General features: G+C 33.9%; 10 protein-coding genes and 2 tRNA genes. 4 read left to right on the top strand and 8 right to left on the bottom strand.

The features are described from left to right. Positions 1-8: 8 nt before the first annotated feature. Together OA93_RS04350 and OA93_RS04345 are read right to left on the bottom strand one after the other, a co-directional pair. Positions 9-3,065 carry a TAT-variant-translocated molybdopterin oxidoreductase gene (locus tag OA93_RS04350; RefSeq protein ID WP_039111891.1) on the bottom strand — a complete coding sequence of 1,019 codons (3,057 nt, stop codon included), beginning with the start codon at positions 3,063-3,065 and terminating at the stop codon, positions 9-11. A 32-nt stretch (positions 3,066-3,097) separates the two neighbouring features. Further along, entirely contained in the window at positions 3,098-4,426 is a 1,329-nt protein-coding gene (locus OA93_RS04345) for a c-type cytochrome (protein ID WP_039111890.1), read from the bottom strand. Between the two features lie 220 nt (positions 4,427-4,646). Here OA93_RS04345 and OA93_RS04340 point away from each other — a divergent pair, with 220 nt between their 5' ends. Then, complete coding sequence (locus tag OA93_RS04340; protein ID WP_039111889.1) at positions 4,647-5,036, top strand: SPOR domain-containing protein; 390 nt, start codon at positions 4,647-4,649, stop codon at positions 5,034-5,036. 281 nt (positions 5,037-5,317) lie between these two features. Here the strand turns inward: OA93_RS04340 and OA93_RS04335 are convergent, their stop codons facing one another. Continuing rightward, positions 5,318-6,091, bottom strand: a complete 774-nt coding sequence (locus tag OA93_RS04335) for a phosphatase PAP2 family protein (protein WP_039111933.1) — start codon at positions 6,089-6,091, stop codon at positions 5,318-5,320. Positions 6,092-6,490: 399 nt separating this feature from the next. Between OA93_RS04335 and OA93_RS04330 the strand changes: the two genes are divergently transcribed. Beyond that, complete coding sequence (locus OA93_RS04330) at positions 6,491-7,408, top strand: hypothetical protein (RefSeq protein WP_052259372.1); 918 nt, start codon at positions 6,491-6,493, stop codon at positions 7,406-7,408. A 56-nt stretch (positions 7,409-7,464) separates the two neighbouring features. On the opposite strand, the gene infB is transcribed toward OA93_RS04330, so the two are convergent. Genes infB through rimP form a run of 3 tightly spaced genes read right to left on the bottom strand, consistent with a single transcriptional unit; the run spans position 7,465 to position 12,126 of the window. Then, the gene (gene infB, locus OA93_RS04325) at positions 7,465-10,353 is read right to left on the bottom strand and encodes a translation initiation factor IF-2 (protein WP_039111888.1); all 2,889 of its coding nucleotides are present in this window, start codon (positions 10,351-10,353) and stop codon (positions 7,465-7,467) included. Between the two features lie 47 nt (positions 10,354-10,400). Continuing rightward, a complete protein-coding gene (nusA, locus tag OA93_RS04320) occupies positions 10,401-11,648 on the bottom strand; it encodes a transcription termination factor NusA (RefSeq protein WP_035623592.1) in 1,248 nt (415 codons plus the stop codon). Positions 11,649-11,661: 13 nt separating this feature from the next. Continuing rightward, positions 11,662-12,126 carry a ribosome assembly cofactor RimP gene (gene rimP, locus OA93_RS04315; RefSeq protein WP_035623815.1) on the bottom strand — a complete coding sequence of 155 codons (465 nt, stop codon included), beginning with the start codon at positions 12,124-12,126 and terminating at the stop codon, positions 11,662-11,664. Positions 12,127-12,302: 176 nt separating this feature from the next. On the opposite strand from rimP, the gene OA93_RS04310 reads away from it, so the two are divergent. Continuing rightward, positions 12,303-13,127 carry a universal stress protein gene (locus OA93_RS04310; protein ID WP_039111887.1) on the top strand — a complete coding sequence of 275 codons (825 nt, stop codon included), beginning with the start codon at positions 12,303-12,305 and terminating at the stop codon, positions 13,125-13,127. 101 nt (positions 13,128-13,228) lie between these two features. Here the strand turns inward: OA93_RS04310 and OA93_RS04305 are convergent. Together OA93_RS04305 and OA93_RS04295 are read right to left on the bottom strand one after the other, a co-directional pair. Then, positions 13,229-13,299 (bottom strand) — tRNA-Gln (locus OA93_RS04305). Positions 13,300-13,555: 256 nt separating this feature from the next. After that, positions 13,556-13,626: transfer RNA gene (locus OA93_RS04295), tRNA-Gln, on the bottom strand. A gap of 245 nt (positions 13,627-13,871) precedes the next feature. Here OA93_RS04295 and OA93_RS04285 point away from each other — a divergent pair. Beyond that, positions 13,872-17,147, top strand: coding sequence for a DUF2723 domain-containing protein (locus tag OA93_RS04285; RefSeq protein WP_039111884.1), 3,276 nt, complete (start codon positions 13,872-13,874; stop codon positions 17,145-17,147). Positions 17,148-17,157: the final 10 nt, after the last annotated feature.

Genomic DNA, 17,157 nt, shown 5'->3' with positions numbered 1-17,157 from the left:
TTTTTGTACTAAGTATTTCTAACTTTAACGTGATAAATCACATTAGGTTTTGTTCCTACATGCTCTAATAAGTGATACATTCTATCATCAGCAGCTAGTTTAGTAACTTTGCTTTCTGTATCATTTACATCTCCAAATACCATAGCCCCAGAAGAACAAGCATTAGAACAAGCTGTTTGGAATTCTCCATCAACGATAGCTCTACCCTCTTTCTTAGCATTTAATATTGTAGCTTGTGTCATTTGAATACACATAGAACATTTTTCCATAACTCCACGAGAACGAACGTTTACGTCTGGATTCAATACCATACGACCTAAATCATCATTCATGTGATAATCGAATTCACTGTTTTTGTTATACAAGAACCAGTTAAAACGACGTACTTTATATGGACAGTTGTTTGCACAGTAACGAGTACCAACACATCTGTTATAAGCCATTTGGTTTTGTCCTTGACGACCATGTGAAGTTGCAGCAACTGGACAAACAGTTTCACAAGGTGCATGATTACAATGTTGACACATTACCGGCTGGAAAGAAACTTGTGGATTATCTCCAGCTTTTTCCATTTCGTTAAATGTAGACAATGAACTTGACAATCCTGCTATATTTTCTTTTCTTTCGTTATCTCCAGCAAAAGTACTTTCAGAAGAGTAATATCTATCGATACGCAACCAGTGCATATCACGACTTCTTCTTACCTCGTCTTTACCTACAACTGGTACATTATTTTCAGCGTGACAAGCGATAACACAAGCCCCACATCCTGTACAAGCATTTAAATCAATTGAAAGATTAAAGTGATGTCCTGTAGAACGATCAAATGAATCCCATAAATCGACAGATGTAGCTGCTACTTCATTGTGATCTAAAGATACTTTTGGTTGTTCGTTCCAAAATTCAGCATCTTTAGTATTAAATATCTCAAGAGAAGTTTCTTTTATAATATCTCCTCTTCCCATTAAAGTTTTTTGACCTTGAACACAAGCAAACTCATGCTCTCCACTAGCTTTTGCAAGCTTAACAGATTGTACATCATTAAAACCTTTATATAAAGAGTAAGCATTTAAACCTACAATCATTTCTTCTTTTAGAGCAGCTTTACGTCCGTAACCTAAAGCTAAACCAATAGTACCTACCGCTTGTCCTGGTTGAACAATTACTGGTACGTTTTCTAATTTTACTCCATCAGCTGTTGTAATAGTAGCATAACTTCCGTTTAAACCTCCATTTGCAACAATTTCATTAGACATTTGTAACTTCTTAGCATCAGCATTAGAAACAGTTACATAATTATCCCAAGAAACTCTAGTGATTGGATCTGGAAACTCTTGCAACCAAGGGTTGTTTGCTTGTTGTCCATCTCCCATTCCTGTTTTAGTATATAATACTAATTCGAAATCACCAGAAGCTTTAGATTGTGATACTGCATTTGCAGCAGCACTATAATCAACAGAACCTGCAGAAAGTGCCGAAGCAGTTCCAACAAAAATACCATCGTGTAAAACTTTATTCCAAGTAGAACCTGCAATTATTCCAGAAGCATTTGCTTTGATATAATCGTAGAATGTTCCAGAATTTCCTGTTAGAGATAACAAAACATCTTGAAATTGTTTTGTATCAAATATAGGACGAATAGTCGGTTGAGTAAGACCATAAGTTCCTTTTGTAATAGATACATCGTTCCAAGCCTCTAAGTAATGAGGAACTGGAGCAGCAATTGTTGCAAGCTCAGCAGTTTCATCTTGTTTTAAAGAGAAAGCAACAGATGTTTTTACTTTTTTCAATCCTGCAGCGAAAGATTCGCTATCTGCTAATGTATAAACTGGATTAACTCCACTCATAAGTAATGTATGAACGCTACCTGCTTTCATATCATTAATTAATTGAGCTACTTTAGCATCAGATCCTTTTCTGATTTGTCTTGTTTCAGAAGTTGTAAAAGCTTCACTCACCAACGCTTGGTTGATAGCTAAAACTAATAACTGAGCATTTTTATCTTGAATTCCTGATACTAATACTCCTTTTGAACCAGCAGCTTTTAATTGTTGAGCCGCTTTAGTTACTTCTGCTTTAAACTGACTGTCTAAATTAACAGCTACAGAAGAACCTGTTACAACATTATATATATGAACTAATGCTTGTTTTTGATTTGCAGTCGACATAGGTAAACGCTTATCAGCAGCAGCACCAGACAAAGTCATATTTGCTTCTAATTGGAAGTGACGAGACATTTTTCCATTTCTAGGAATACGTCCTTGTGCATAACCTGAGTCATACCCTCCTCCTTGCCAATCTCCCAAGAAGTCAGCTCCTACCGAAACGATAAGTGAAGCTTTTGAGAAATCGTAATTAACTAAAGCTCTTTCACCATAAACTGTTTCAAATGCATCCAAAGCAGATGATGACGATACCGCATCATAAACAACATGTTTTGCATTAGGGTTTTTAGCTATAAACTCAGCAATTAATTTTTCAGTAGATGGACTTGCCAAAGTATTTGTTAATAATACAATTTGACCACCTTTAGCATTCGCCTCAGCAATACTAGATTTAATTTTTAAATCAACAGCAGACCAAGTTGAATTTTTTCCTTCCAATTTAGGTTCTTTCAAACGCATACTATCATATAATGATAATATAGACGCATGGATTCTAGCATTGGCTGAAAATTTCGCTCCTGAAATTGTGTTATTGTCAATTTTAATAGGACGCCCTTCACGTGTTTTTACTAAAAGATTAGCAAAATCGAAACCATCAAAAACAGTTGTTGCATAATAATCAGCTACACCTGGTATGATTTGTTCTGGTTGCAGTACATAAGGTATCGATTTGTGAACAGGGCCTTCGCAAGCTGCAAGCGTAACTGCTGCAGTACTAAACCCAACGTACTTTAAAAAGTCACGACGTGAAGTTGAAGACGATGCTAATGCATCTGCATTTCCTAAAAATTCATCAGTAGGAATTTCTTCAACAAATTCGTTATTTCTAAGCGCCTCAACAATAGAACTATTTTCGTCTAGCTCTTCAACACTTTTCCAGTATTTTTTGTTTGATGACATTGTATATAAATATTAAAATCTTAATAATTTGATTAATAGTGGCATTTACCACACTCTAAACCTCCCATTTGCGCTGCAGTTAATTTCTCTACACCGTATTTTTTAGAAAGCTCTTCATGTATTTTAGCATAATACTCGTTTCCTTCCATCTTAACATCAGTTTTTCTATGGCAATCAATACACCATCCCATTGTTAATTTAGAATACTGTTTCATGATTTCATACTCTTGTACTGGACCGTGACAAGTTTGACATTCGATACCAGCAACCGAAACGTGTTGTGAGTGATTAAAGTATACAAAATCAGGTAAATTATGAATACGAACCCATTTTACTGGTTGTGTTTTCCCTGTATATGTTTGAGTAGCTTTATCCCATCCAACTGCATTATACAATTTTTGGATTTGCTCATCATAGAATGCTTTGCTGTACTCAGGAGTAGCAGTAGATTCAGCAACCTCTGATATGTTTTTATGACAGTTCATACAAACATTCAAAGAAGGAATACCAGCAGTCCTACTTACACGAGCAGCAGAGTGACAATATTTACAATTGATTTCGTTATCTCCTGCGTGAATTTTGTGAGAATAGTGAATTGGCTGAATTGGCTCATAATTCTGATCTACACCTACTTGCATTAAGTAAGCATACACAAAATAACCACTTGCCAATAACAAGAATATAGAAGCAACTAAAACCAAAAATTGATTTCTAGCAAACGCTTTCCATAATGAAACTCTTGGCTCTTTTGGAGCAACATCGATTCCATTTGCTTTCGCAACTTTTCTTAATACATTGTTTACTAAGTAAAGCATCACTACTAACATACCCATTACCAGAGCAAGCGCCCCTAGGATTACGCTATTAGAAATAGCCCCACTTTCACCTCCTGTACCCGGAACAGCAGCAGTTGCCGTTGGAGTTTTAGGCTCAGCCTTAGGCTCAGAAGTATAAGCAATAATGTTATCAATATCCCCTGTTGATAATTGAGGAAATGGAGTCATCACTGCTTTGTTGTGATCAGCAAAAAGCTTCACAGCAACTGGGTCACCTGATTTAATCAAATCAGAGCTATTATGAATCCACTTGTACAACCAAGCTTTATCATGTTTTGCCGACACGCCTCTTAATTCAGGACCTGTCGATTTCCCATCTAGTTTATGACATGCAGCACAATTTGCATTAAAAAGTTCTTTACCCTTTACCGGATCACCTCCCTGAGTTGCTACAGTAGCAGCAGCATCAGGCGCTGCTGGAGCAGCAGCATCTTGTGCAAATGAAGTTAGCGAGAAAATTAACGTTAGCCCTAAGCTTAAAAATAATTTCCTTGAGATCGAATTATGGTTACCCACCTTTTCCATATTGTATAATGATTATCTACTAAAATTTGGTACGGTTTTTTCTGTATACGAATTACACAAAAAAGAATACCTTCTTTTAAAACTTGCACAAAAATACAATTTAAGAACTATTCTCAAAACCTTAAAATAGTCTTAAATACCAATTTATATCAATTCTAAATAATTTTTCTAATATCCATTTATATATTAAATACTATTTTTGCATAAAAACCATCACATTATGAGAATTTTAACCCCTAGAAGGAAAACACTTTACACATCATTACTACTAGTTTTGGCATATAACATTAACGCACAAGATCAAAACATTGCACTAAACCAAGACCCCAAATTCGAGCAATTATTGAATGAAAAACGTAAAATTAACCCGTCAATTAGCGTTAACGACAGTTACAAAATCCAGATTTTTAGCGGCAAGAGTGAAGAAGCAAAAAAAACACTGATTGACTTCAAACAAGAGTTCAAAAACATCGATGGAACAATAATTTTCAACACCCCAAACTATAAAGTTATGGTTGGAAATTTTAAAAGTAAAATTGAAGCTGAGAGAAATTTAGCCGACATAAAAAAGAGATATAAAAATGTATTTCTTATCAAACCAGGCAAATAAAATCATCATTTTAACACATAAGAAAAAGACAGAATCCATTCAACTTGAATGGATTCTGTCTTTTTTATTAGCCTTAACTAAAGGCGGTTTTACTTTACCAAATAGCTCTAAAAAACTACCCAAATCACACATATCCAAATAGATAAAACTTAAAAATCTAAAATTCTTAATCAATACAACCTTTACTTTAAGCTCATTATTTCCAAATACCAACCATCCTCATTCTCCCCCAATTCTTAGGTACAATTATTATTTTCTCCCATTAAAAACAAACTCCATTCTTAAAGTATATTACTCTTGTATTGCCTCACTTCTTTTTTAGCCGCAGCCAAATCTTTTTGAAAATCTGCATTATCTCTAAGCCTATCCACAGTCACCTTACCCATCACCCTACCCATTTCTACATCGCTATACCAATGCGCATGACAAATAATACGGCTTTCGCCAAAATCATACCCTCGTTCCAAAATCATTTTTTCATTCTCAGGGAAAATTTCTCTAAATACTAATGCCCACGCCCACCCCACAGCAGAATGACCAGAAGGAAATGAACCAACTTTACGAAGAACTTCCTCTTGCTCCGGAGTACAAGTTTTGACATTATTCATCACAAATGGACGCTCTCTGTTATAATGATTTTTAGCCGCATAGGTTGACAAACCTGCATCTGTCATTATTCTACGCATAAGTATATAAAGCTTAGGCGTCTTTTCTTTACTAATTTCAATCCCTAAAGTTGATTCAAAAGATTTTGCCGCTGCGGGAAAAGAGAGATTTGCATCCTTCTTAGCTTGCATGAATCGCATATCATCATAAGATTCAGCTGCTCTTTTTGCATATTCTAAATCAATAGAAAAAGACGCAGAAGTATATTCTGGAGGTGACGGTAACAACATTAAACTATTTGGCATTTCTTCCTCAGACAAATACCCCTGTAACAAACCTGGCATAACTTCTCTTAGCTGCTCAACATTTGTAAAATTGTAAGCAACATTTTTTGAATTAACTTTAAAAGACGTTAATCCCTTAATAATATGAAATATTTTAAACCTCATAAAAAACTTGATTAAAAACATTTACACCACAAAAGCTCCTTTAACACAACAAAAGCATTTTCATGATAAAAATTCCTTAACCCTTTTTAATTTATACCATATAAAACAAAACACATTTGATTACCAATACTCTTGTAATTTAGAGTACAAATAACAAGTAACACTTATATAAAGGACGGAATAATACTTTTGTCGCATCTAAACATATTTCATCTTTCTGTTTCATATTCTAATTTGCAACCTATCCATTCTTAATATTTACGTTTTATATCAATAAACTACTGAATTTTGTAGTCACATTCACATAATTAACTTTTACCTAATACAACTAAGCCAACATCTTAAAAAAACATAATCATGAAATCAAAAGTTTTTTCAACAAGCGCACTGTTATTTGGAATGTTATTACTGCCAATTCTAGCATGTTCACAAGAAGAAGTCGCTAGTCTGCCAAATGAGCCTTTTAACAGCTCTCTTTATAGCCTAGACCCTCAAGATTTAACAATAGAAGAAGGATCCATTAATGATTTCAATTCCTTCAAAAAACAAAAACCTACTCCGCCATGGTTTGTTAAGCGCTTTAAGGTTACTGCTGGTATTTTTTTTCCCATAAACAACACTAAGGTTGAAGTAGGAAATCAAAATCATACTTTTGGAACAACAATAGATTTTGAAGATGATTTAGGCTTCCGCGAATCAACAACTACTTTCTTAGCTAATTTACAATGGCGAATATCTCGTAGATCAAGATTAGACCTCAGTTACTTTAACCTAAATCGTGATTCTCATCATACACTACAAAAAGATATCGAGTTTAAAGATCATACCTATACGGTTAATTCAGATATTACAGCCTTTTTTGATACGAATATCTATATGATTTCATATGGCTATGCATTTCTTACTAGTCCGAAATATGAATTAGGCTTAATGCTTGGAGTACACGTTCTAAAAAGTGATGTCGGTATCAACTTCGAAGGAAATACCGCAAGTATTGGCTATGAAGATAGCTTTGGGTTTACAGCACCTTTACCAGATATAGGAATATGGGGTGGATATGCTTTTACAGATAGACTAGCTCTCAATGGCAATGTTAGTTATCTTTCTGTAAAAATAGACAACATAGATGGAAAAATCATTAGTTACAATTTCTCCCTCATGTATGAAGTCGTAAAGAACTTAGATCTCGCTTTAGGTTATACAGGACTAAACTTCACTGTAGATGCAGAAAAAAACAGAGCACAAGGTTATTTAAAATGGGGATATAACGGACCTTCTTTAACCGTATCTTATTCTTTTGGCAAAAAGAAATTCTAGCACATAACAAAAAAAAATCCCGACAAGTCGGGATTTTTTTTTGAAAATATAAAATTCTATTTCAATTTCTTTTTGATTGCTACTTCATGGTAAGCCTCGATCACATCACGCTCTTCGATATCATTGAAGTTCTTAATTTGAATACCACAATCGTATCCTTTAGAAACTTCTTTAACATCGTCTTTGAAACGTTTCAATGCCAATAACTCTCCAGTAAATACTACAACACCTTCTCTAATAATTCTGATTTTAGAGTTTCTTGCAATTTTACCATCCATCACCATACATCCTGCAATAGATCCAACTTTAGAAATTTTGAATATCTCTCTAATTTCTGCAGTTCCAAGAATTTCTTCTTTCATTTCAGGAGCTAACATTCCTTCCATTGCATCTTTTAAGTCATCGATAGCAGCATAAATAATAGAGTAGTAACGGATATCGATTTCTTCTTTATCTGCTAACTGTCTTGCATTTCCTGCTGGACGAACATTAAATCCGATAATAATCGCATCTGATGCAGAAGCCAACATAACGTCAGTTTCAGTAATCGCTCCAACTCCTTTATGGATAATATTAATTTGAATTTCTTCAGTAGACAATTTAGAGAACGAATCAGATAATGCTTCAACAGAACCATCCACGTCACCTTTAAGGATCACGTTCAATTCTTTAAATTGACCAAGAGCAATACGACGACCAATTTCGTCTAATGTAATATGTCTTTGTGTACGTACAGATTGTTCACGCATTAATTGAGAACGTTTAGATGCAATTTGTTTTGCTTCTTTTTCATCTTCAAATACATTAAACTTATCACCTGCAGTTGCCGCACCATCTAAACCTAAAACAGATACTGGAGTTGACGGACCAGCTTCTAGAACTGTGTGCCCTCTTTCATCATGCATGGCTTTAATTTTACCATGATGTTTTCCAGCTAGCATATAATCTCCAATTTTAAGCGTTCCGTGTTGTACTAAGATAGTCGAAACATATCCTTTTCCTTTATCTAAGAAAGCCTCAACAACAGTTCCCTGTGCTGCTTTATTAGGGTTTGATTTTAAATCTAAAATCTCAGCCTCTAATAATACTTTTTCTAATAAGTCTTTAACACCTAATCCTGTTTTTGCAGAAATATCATGCGATTGGATTTTTCCTCCCCAATCTTCTACAAGTAAATTCATACTTGCTAATCTTTCTTTAATTTTCTCAGGGTTAGCATTTGGCTTATCAACTTTATTTATAGCAAATATAATTGGTACTCCTGCAGCTTGTGCGTGAGAAATTGCCTCTTTTGTTTGTGGCATGATATCATCATCCGCCGCAATTACAATAATAGCAATATCGGTAACTTGAGCTCCACGTGCACGCATCGCGGTAAACGCCTCGTGACCTGGTGTATCTAAAAATGCGATTTTTTGACCATTATCCAATGTTACACCGTATGCTCCAATGTGTTGTGTAATTCCTCCAGACTCACCAGCGATAACATTTTCTTTACGGATATAATCCAGTAAAGATGTTTTACCGTGATCGACGTGACCCATTACAGTAACAATTGGCGCTCTTACAACTAAATCTTCTTCTTTATCTGCAACTACTTCAATAGCTTCTTCGATATCTACAGTAATAAACTCAACTTCATAACCAAACTCATCGGCTACGATAGTTAATGTTTCTGCATCAAGACGCTGGTTCATGGTAACCATGATACCAAGTGACATACAAGTACCAATAACTTTAGTAATTGGCACATCCATCATAATTGCAATTTCACCTACAGTAACAAACTCAGTAACTTTAATAGTTTTACTTCCTTCGTCTAAAGCTCTTTGCTCATCATCAGATTTCTGACGGTGCGTGTCTCTCTTATCTCTACGGTATTTAGCAGCTTTTGATTTTCCACCTTTACCTTGTAGTTTTTCAAGCGTTTCTCTAATTTGGTTTTTTACTTCCTCTTCAGTAGGCTCTACTTTTGCAACGATTGCAGGACGGTTTCCTTTTACAAAACCTGGTCTTGCACTTCTGTTAGCATTAAAACCTCCTCCAGCTCCTCCTGTATTTGGAGTGATTTTATTAGGATTTGGTGTTCCTGGTGGCGTTGCCGGTCTAGGCGCACCTGGTTTAGGAGCAATTCTTTTACGCTTATTTTTATTAGCGTTATTTGCAGCTGCTCCTGGAGCTCCTGGTTTATTAGGAGTTATCTTTGGATCTTCTTTTTTCTTTTTAGGCTTATTAAATTGAGATAAATCAATTGTTTGACCAGTAAGAGTAGTACCAGATAATTTTTGATATTGTGTTGTTATCGATTCTTCAACAGGAGGCGCAACTGGAGCAACAGGTTCTGCTTTTACAACAGGTTCCTTTACTGGAGCAACTACAACTGGCTTAGACTCTTTTTTCTCAACAACTTTCTCAACGACAGGTTTTTCTTCTTTTTTCTCAGCAACAGGAACTGGTGGTTGTACAGGTTGAACTACCTCTTTTTGAACAGGTTTTTCTTGCTTTACAACTTCCTTAGGTATTTCAACTTTTTCTGGCTCTGCTACTGAAGGAGTGTTTGGAATAATTGCAGGCTTTTTCGGATTTAAATCAATTTTACCAACTTGAACTGGACCAGTTACTACAGCTCTCGCTTTTATAACCTCTTGTTGTTTTTGGCGCTCTTCGTCTTGTTTGCGTTTGTCTTCAATTTCTTTTTCGCGTTCTACACGCAATGCTTCTTTCTCTTTTCTCTTTTCCTCACCAACTTCTTTAGAAGCCTCCTTATTTCCCTTATCGCCCGCAAATTGGCTTTGTAGGATATTAAATTCCTGATTAGAAATTTTTGCGTTTGGATTTGCATCAATAGCAATTCCCTTATCTTTTAGATAATCCACAGCTCTTTCTAATGAAATATTTAATTCCCTTAAAACCTTGTTTATTCTTATTACTCTCTCTTCAGACATAAAACCTTTTTATTATTACCTATTCGTTGTGTTGTGAGAAAGATAGACTAACTATCAAACTCTTCTTTTAGTATTCGCATTACATCTAAAATCGTTTCCTCTTCTAGGTCTGTTCTTCTTACTAAATCTTCTACTTCTTGTTTTAAAATACTTTTTGCAGTATCTAATCCTATTTTAGCAAACTCTTCGATAACCCAATCTTCGATTTCATCAGAGAACTCAGTTAATTCTACGTCATCGTCTTCACCGCTTGCTACATCACCTTCTCTAATAACATCAAGCTCATAGCCTGTTAATTGACCAGCTAGTTTAATGTTATGACCACCTCTACCGATAGCTTTAGAAACTTCTTCTAATTTCAAGAAAACTTCGGCTCTTTTTGTTTCTTCATTAATCTTAATTGAAGATACTTTTGCAGGACTTAAAGCCCTAGTAATATATAATTGAATGTTACTAGTATAATTAATAACATCTATATTTTCGTTTCCTAACTCACGTACAATTCCATGAATACGAGATCCCTTCATACCTACACAAGCTCCAACCGGGTCAATTCTGTCATCATAAGAATCTACCGCTACTTTTGCTTTTTCACCAGGAATCCTAACTACATTTTTAACTGTAATTAAACCGTCGAAAACTTCAGGAATTTCTTGTTCAAACAATTTCTCTAAAAACTTCTCAGAAGTTCTAGACATAATAATTTGAGGTTTATTCCCTTTTAATTCAACACTTTCAATAATACCACGAACATTATCTCCTTTACGGAAAAAGTCAGATGGGATTTGTTTTTCTTTTGGTAAAACAATTTCATTTCCTTCATCATCCACCAAAATTACAACTCTTGGGCGAACATGATGCACTTCGGCAGTATAAATATCTCCAATAATATCTTTAAATTGCTTGTAAAGATTTGTATTATCGTGTTCATGTATTTTAGAAATAAGGTTTTGACGCAAAGCTAAAATAGCTCTTCTACCTAAATCAATTAATTTTACTTCTTCAGAAACTTCTTCACCAATTTCAAAATCCGCTTCAATTCTTCTTGCTTCAGTCAAAGTAATTTCTTCATTTTCAAAATCTAGATCTTCGTCGGCAACGATTACTCTTCTTCTCCAAATTTCCATATCTCCCTTATCAGGATTTATGATAATATCGAAGTTATCATCTGAACCGTATTTTTTCTTCAATGCATTTCTAAATACATCTTCTAAAATTGCCATAAGCGTTACACGATCAATAAGTTTATCATCTTTAAACTCTGAGAATGAATCGATTAATGCTAAATTTTCCATGCGAATTCTTTAATTAAAATGTTACTGTAACAATTGCCTCTTTAATTTCTGTATAAGGTATTTGTTGCTCTTTTTGAACTGTTTCTTTTCCTTTTCCTATTTTCTTAGGTTCTCTTGCTTCCCAAGACAAAATTATGAAATCTTCATTAGCATCAACTAATTCAGCCTCAATTTTTTCACCATTAGTATTCACAATCAATGTTCTACCAATGTTCTTCTTGTATTGTCTAACCATTTTTAATGGTGAACCAACTCCTACCGAAGCCACTTCCAAAGAAAAATCTTGTTCTTCTCTGTCCAAATTATTCTCAATAGCACGGCTAACATCAATACAGTCTTGCAAGAGCACACCATTATCTCCATCCAAAGATACAATTATCTTGAAAGCATCGGTAATGGTTAAGTCTATTAAAAAAATTGATGGTTTTTCTAAGAGACCTTCAGCTATTAATACGTTTACTTTTTCTTTAAATGTCATACTTTTATAAAAAGAGGGGACATTTAGTCCCCTCATTATTTAGATTTTAATAAATAACGGTGCAAATATAGTGTTTTTTTATAAATCAAAATAAATTGATTGCTGTAAAAATATTTCTTATCTTTATTAAAGCATTAAAATAAATGATTTTTCACATAATTTAACACCACAAAGTTATGAAACGCATTTTAGTTCCTACCGATTTTTCTGAGCATGCAGAAGACGCTTTAAAAGCCGCTGCACAAATCGCTAAAAAAAATAACTCTGAGATAATCATACTTCATACACTAGAATTACCTAGCCAAATGAATGATGCAATTACTGGCGGAATCAGCATCCCTGAGACCATGTTATTTATGAAAAAAGCCAACGAAATGCTTTCTAAAATCACCGAGAGACCCTACCTAGACGGACTTACAATAACTGAGATGGTAAAACTCGACAGACCAGCTGAAGGAATTGCAAAAGTAAGTAATGAACACGAAATCGACTTAATAGTTATGGGTTCACATGGCTCTTCTGGATTTGAAGAATTACTTATAGGATCGAATACTGAAAAAGTAGTTCGTCATTCTGAAATTCCAGTTTTGGTCATTAAAAAACACATGGAAACTTTCAAAACTACAAATTTTGTTTTTGCTTCAGATTTCTCAAAAGAAACTGAAAAACCTTTTAAAAAATTGATTGAATTCACTAAATTCTTCGATTCTAAATTACATTTAGTCATGATTTGCACTCCAAATAGTTTCAAACCGACTCATGTTGCCGAGAAAATAATGAATGATTTTATCGCTCCATTCAATCTTAATAATTATTCAACCAACATTTACAACGATACTAATATAGAAAACGGCATTATAAATTTCTCTAATAGTGTTGACGCTGATTTAATCGGAATGTGCACACATGGAAGAACTGGATTTGCACACTTCTTTAACGGAAGCATTAGCGAAGATTTAGTAAATCATGCAGTACGCCCTGTAATGACTTTTAAAATCTAGACAAACAAAAAACAAAAAAAATCATCTCACAAAAATACAAGATTTAAAAATCCTTAAATTTATTCCATAAAAAAAGCCTCTCAATTGAGAGGCTTTTTATGTTGGTCTACAAGGACTCGAACCTTGAAAGACTGCACCAAAAACAGTTGTGTTACCATTACACCATAGACCAGCAATGCTGTTAAGCGAGTGCAAATTTAAAGCTTTTTTTAGTTTGTGCAAATTTTTTATATCGCACCATACAACAAAACCTTTTTACAAAAAAATCAAATTGAAAAAAAATCAAATAAAAAGAGAGATTACCAAACAGCAATCTCTCTTTTTAAACATATCATCACCTCCCATGAAGTTTTATTTTTTTTTTAAATCTCCTAAGAAATCTGACTTAATTCCATAAAAAAAGCCTCTCGTTTGAGAGGCTTCTTATGTTGGTCTACAAGGACTCGAACCTTGAAAGACTGCACCAAAAACAGTTGTGTTACCATTACACCATAGACCAGCAGTGCTGTTAAGCGAGTGCAAATTTAGAGCTTTTTTTAGTTTGCGCAAACTTTTTGAACAAAAATTTGAAAAAAAATTGATTTTTTTTCGAACAAAGCTCCGCCGTTTCTCGAAACCTATTCAAAAACAACATGTTAGTTTTTATAATTACTTTTTTAGAAAAATTTGTTAATGCTAGTTTGATTACATAAAAAAACATTTTCTTTGTAAGATAAAATAAGGACAAATTTTTAATACCTAAATATGGCACAATTCAACTTTAATAAATGGAATACAATTATTGGTTGGTTAACATTTACAATCGCTTTAATAACTTACACCCTAACTGTCGAACCTACCATGAGTTTTTGGGATTGTGGCGAGTACATCGCTACAGCAGCAAAGCTTGAAGTTGGTCACCCTCCTGGTGCCCCTTTATACCAAATGATGGGTGCTTTCTTTGCAATGTTTGCAATAGATAACCAGCATGTGGCATTAATGGTTAATATGATGTCTGTTTTTTCAAGTGCCTTTACAATATTATTCATGTTCTGGTCGTCCTCTATTATCCTTAAAAAATTAGTTGGTCGTTTTGCCGAAGTAAATCAAAATAACGCTATTGTAATTTTAGGAAGTTCTTTTGTAGGGGCTCTAGCCTATACTTTTTCTGATAGTTTCTGGTTTAATGCTGTCGAAGCAGAGGTTTATGCTATGGCATCCTTATTAATCGCTTTACTTTTTTGGCTGGGATTACGTTGGGAACAAGACATGAATACTCCAAGAGGAAATAAATGGTTACTAATTATTTCATTAGTTGTAGGTCTTTCATTTGGTGTACACTTCATGGCTTTGCTTACAATTCCGGCAATTGGATTTCTTTATTTCTTTAAAAACTACGAAAAAGTTACTATCAAAAACTTCATTGTTGCCAATATAGTAGTTGTAGCTGTCTTATTATTTATCTTCATATTATTACTTCCTTTAACGATGGCTTTCTTTGGTAAAACCGAGATTTTCATGGTTAACGAAATGGGATTACCTTTTAACTCAGGAACTATATTTGTTGCCTTAGCTTTTATCGCTTTCTTTTATTTTGGATTACGTTACACAAAACAAAAAGGACTTGTTTTTTACAACACTATAATTCTTTGTATCTTATTCATTTTAATTGGATTCTCTACTTGGTTAATGCTACCTATCAGAGCAAATGCTAATACTGTAATTAACGAAAACAAACCTTCGGATGCGACCGAAGTACTTGCATATTACAACCGTGAACAATACGGTGTAAACCCATTGTTTTACGGACCTCAATACACGGAAGTTTTTGCAGGATTAGATAAAAACACTCCTTATCTAGACAAAAAACCGAATTACGAAAGAGACTATAAAACTGGTAAATATATTATTACCAATAATTATAAAAACGCAGTACAAAATACTGACGATGCACAAAAAGCTTTTTTACCAAGAATGTGGAGTACTGAGCATGTAGAAAACTACATTAACTTTACTAATCCTCCTGCATTTAAGATAAACCCAAATTACCCTTATGAAGATGATTTGCAAAAATACGGTATCGACCCAAGTCAATTATCTGAAGATGAGTTTAACAAAGCAACTGCTCAACTTAGACATGAAGTTGAAAAAACAATCACTGAATTTAGAAAAGCATACGCTCAAAAACAAATTGATAATGAGGGTTATGTGAAATTCTTAAGAAGTTATGGTGATTATTTAATTGTTGAAAAACCAACAACTGCAGACAACTTTAGCTTTATGTTCGAATACCAATTCGGATATATGTACTGGAGATATTTAATGTGGAACTTTGTAGGTCGCCAAAGTGACACTCAAGGGAAATATGATAATTTAGATGGAAACTGGATTAGTGGAATCAAATTTATGGATTCAATTCATTTAGGTTCTCAAGACAATTTACCATCGGATGTATTAAATAATAAAGGAAGAAATGTTTATTTTTTCTTGCCTTTCATCCTTGGTTTAATCGGTTTAATGTACCATGCAAATAAAGATTTAAAAAGTTTCTATGTCCTATTAGCTTTATTCTTATTTACTGGTTTAGCATTAAAAATTTACCTAAACGAAAGACCTTTTGAACCTCGAGAGAGAGATTATGCATTAGTCGGATCCTTTTATGTATTTGCAATCTGGATAGGATTCGGGGTCTACGCACTCTATGAAACCCTGCAGAAATATATAGCACCAAGAATTGCCGGACCTATAGTTATTGCAGGTAGCTTACTTGCTGCTCCGATACTTATGGCTTCTCAAAACTGGGATGATCACGATAGATCTAATAAATATACTGCTGTAGCAATGGCTAAAGCGTATTTAAACTCATGCGATCCTAATGCGATTTTATATACCATTGGAGATAATGATACCTTCCCGTTATGGTACGCTCAGGAAATAGAGAAAATAAGAACAGATGTTAAAATCGTAAATACAAGTCTATTCATGACCGATTGGTATATCGATCAGATGAAAACAAAAACATACGAATCGAATGCATTACCAATATCTTTTGTTCACGAACAATATGTAGGTGATAAATTAGATTATGTGGCGCATATTCCAAAAATAGATAGTCGTTGGGACATTAAAGGTTTTATTGATTTTATAAAAAACCCTAAGTCAACAGTTGAAATGCAAAACGGACAAACGATTCACTTTTATCCAACTAATAAACTCCGTCTTACTATAAACAAGGATAATATTATCAAGAATAAGGTAGTTGCTCCTAAGTATTACGACTCTATTGTTCCTTATATCGACATTGATATTAAAGGAAGTGCTTTATACAAAAATCGTTTAATGATGCTTGATATATTAGCTAATAACGATTGGAAAAGACCAATTTATTTTAGTGGTGGTGCTTTTGACGATGAAGATTATTTATGGCTAAAAAACTATCTACAATTAGACGGAATGGTGTATAAACTTGTCCCAATTAAAACCGTTCCTAATAAAGATGGCGGACCAATGGACATGGGGCAAATTGACGCTGATAAAATGTATGATATCGTAATGAAATGGGATTGGGGTAATAGCGAAAGCGATAAAATTTATCATGATCCAGAAACAAGACGTAACAGTATCACGTATCGTACTAATCTTTCCAGATTAATGAAACAATTAATTACTGAAGGTAAAATTGACAAAGCCAAAAATATTATCAATTTAGCTATGACAAAAATGCCATTAGATAAATTTGGTTATTACTCATTAGTTGAGCCTTTTGCTAAAGGATATTATGATGTTGGCGAAAAAGCCAAAGCACATGATTTACTAGAAAAGTTAATAAACAAATACAAAGAAAATCTAGATTATTACAGCCATTTAGACCCATCTGAACAAACAAGTCTGGCTATTGATATAATTACTGATATCGAAAGATACAGAAGCTTATTACAAGTAATGAAGGAAAGTAAAGATTTACCTTTTTACAACAAGCAAAAAGCAATTTTCAATACTTATGTAAATGTTTTCGAGCGATTTGGTCGTGAAAAAGAATAAATAATATTCT

Source organism: Flavobacterium sp. KMS (genome assembly GCF_000813005.1).
Lineage (GTDB): Bacteria > Bacteroidota > Bacteroidia > Flavobacteriales > Flavobacteriaceae > Flavobacterium.
This window is presented reverse-complemented; position numbering and strand designations above follow the sequence as displayed.

Coding starts and splice junctions, on each gene's coding strand:
- OA93_RS04350 (WP_039111891.1), bottom strand. CDS start 3,065: ATGTCATCAAACAAAAAATACTGGAAAAGTGTTGAAGAGCTAGACGAA.
- OA93_RS04345 (WP_039111890.1), bottom strand. CDS start 4,426: ATGGAAAAGGTGGGTAACCATAATTCGATCTCAAGGAAATTATTTTTA.
- OA93_RS04340 (WP_039111889.1), top strand. CDS start 4,647: ATGAGAATTTTAACCCCTAGAAGGAAAACACTTTACACATCATTACTA.
- OA93_RS04335 (WP_039111933.1), bottom strand. CDS start 6,091: ATGAGGTTTAAAATATTTCATATTATTAAGGGATTAACGTCTTTTAAA.
- OA93_RS04330 (WP_052259372.1), top strand. CDS start 6,491: ATGTTATTACTGCCAATTCTAGCATGTTCACAAGAAGAAGTCGCTAGT.
- infB (WP_039111888.1), bottom strand. CDS start 10,353: ATGTCTGAAGAGAGAGTAATAAGAATAAACAAGGTTTTAAGGGAATTA.
- nusA (WP_035623592.1), bottom strand. CDS start 11,648: ATGGAAAATTTAGCATTAATCGATTCATTCTCAGAGTTTAAAGATGAT.
- rimP (WP_035623815.1), bottom strand. CDS start 12,126: ATGACATTTAAAGAAAAAGTAAACGTATTAATAGCTGAAGGTCTCTTA.
- OA93_RS04310 (WP_039111887.1), top strand. CDS start 12,303: ATGAAACGCATTTTAGTTCCTACCGATTTTTCTGAGCATGCAGAAGAC.
- OA93_RS04285 (WP_039111884.1), top strand. CDS start 13,872: ATGGCACAATTCAACTTTAATAAATGGAATACAATTATTGGTTGGTTA.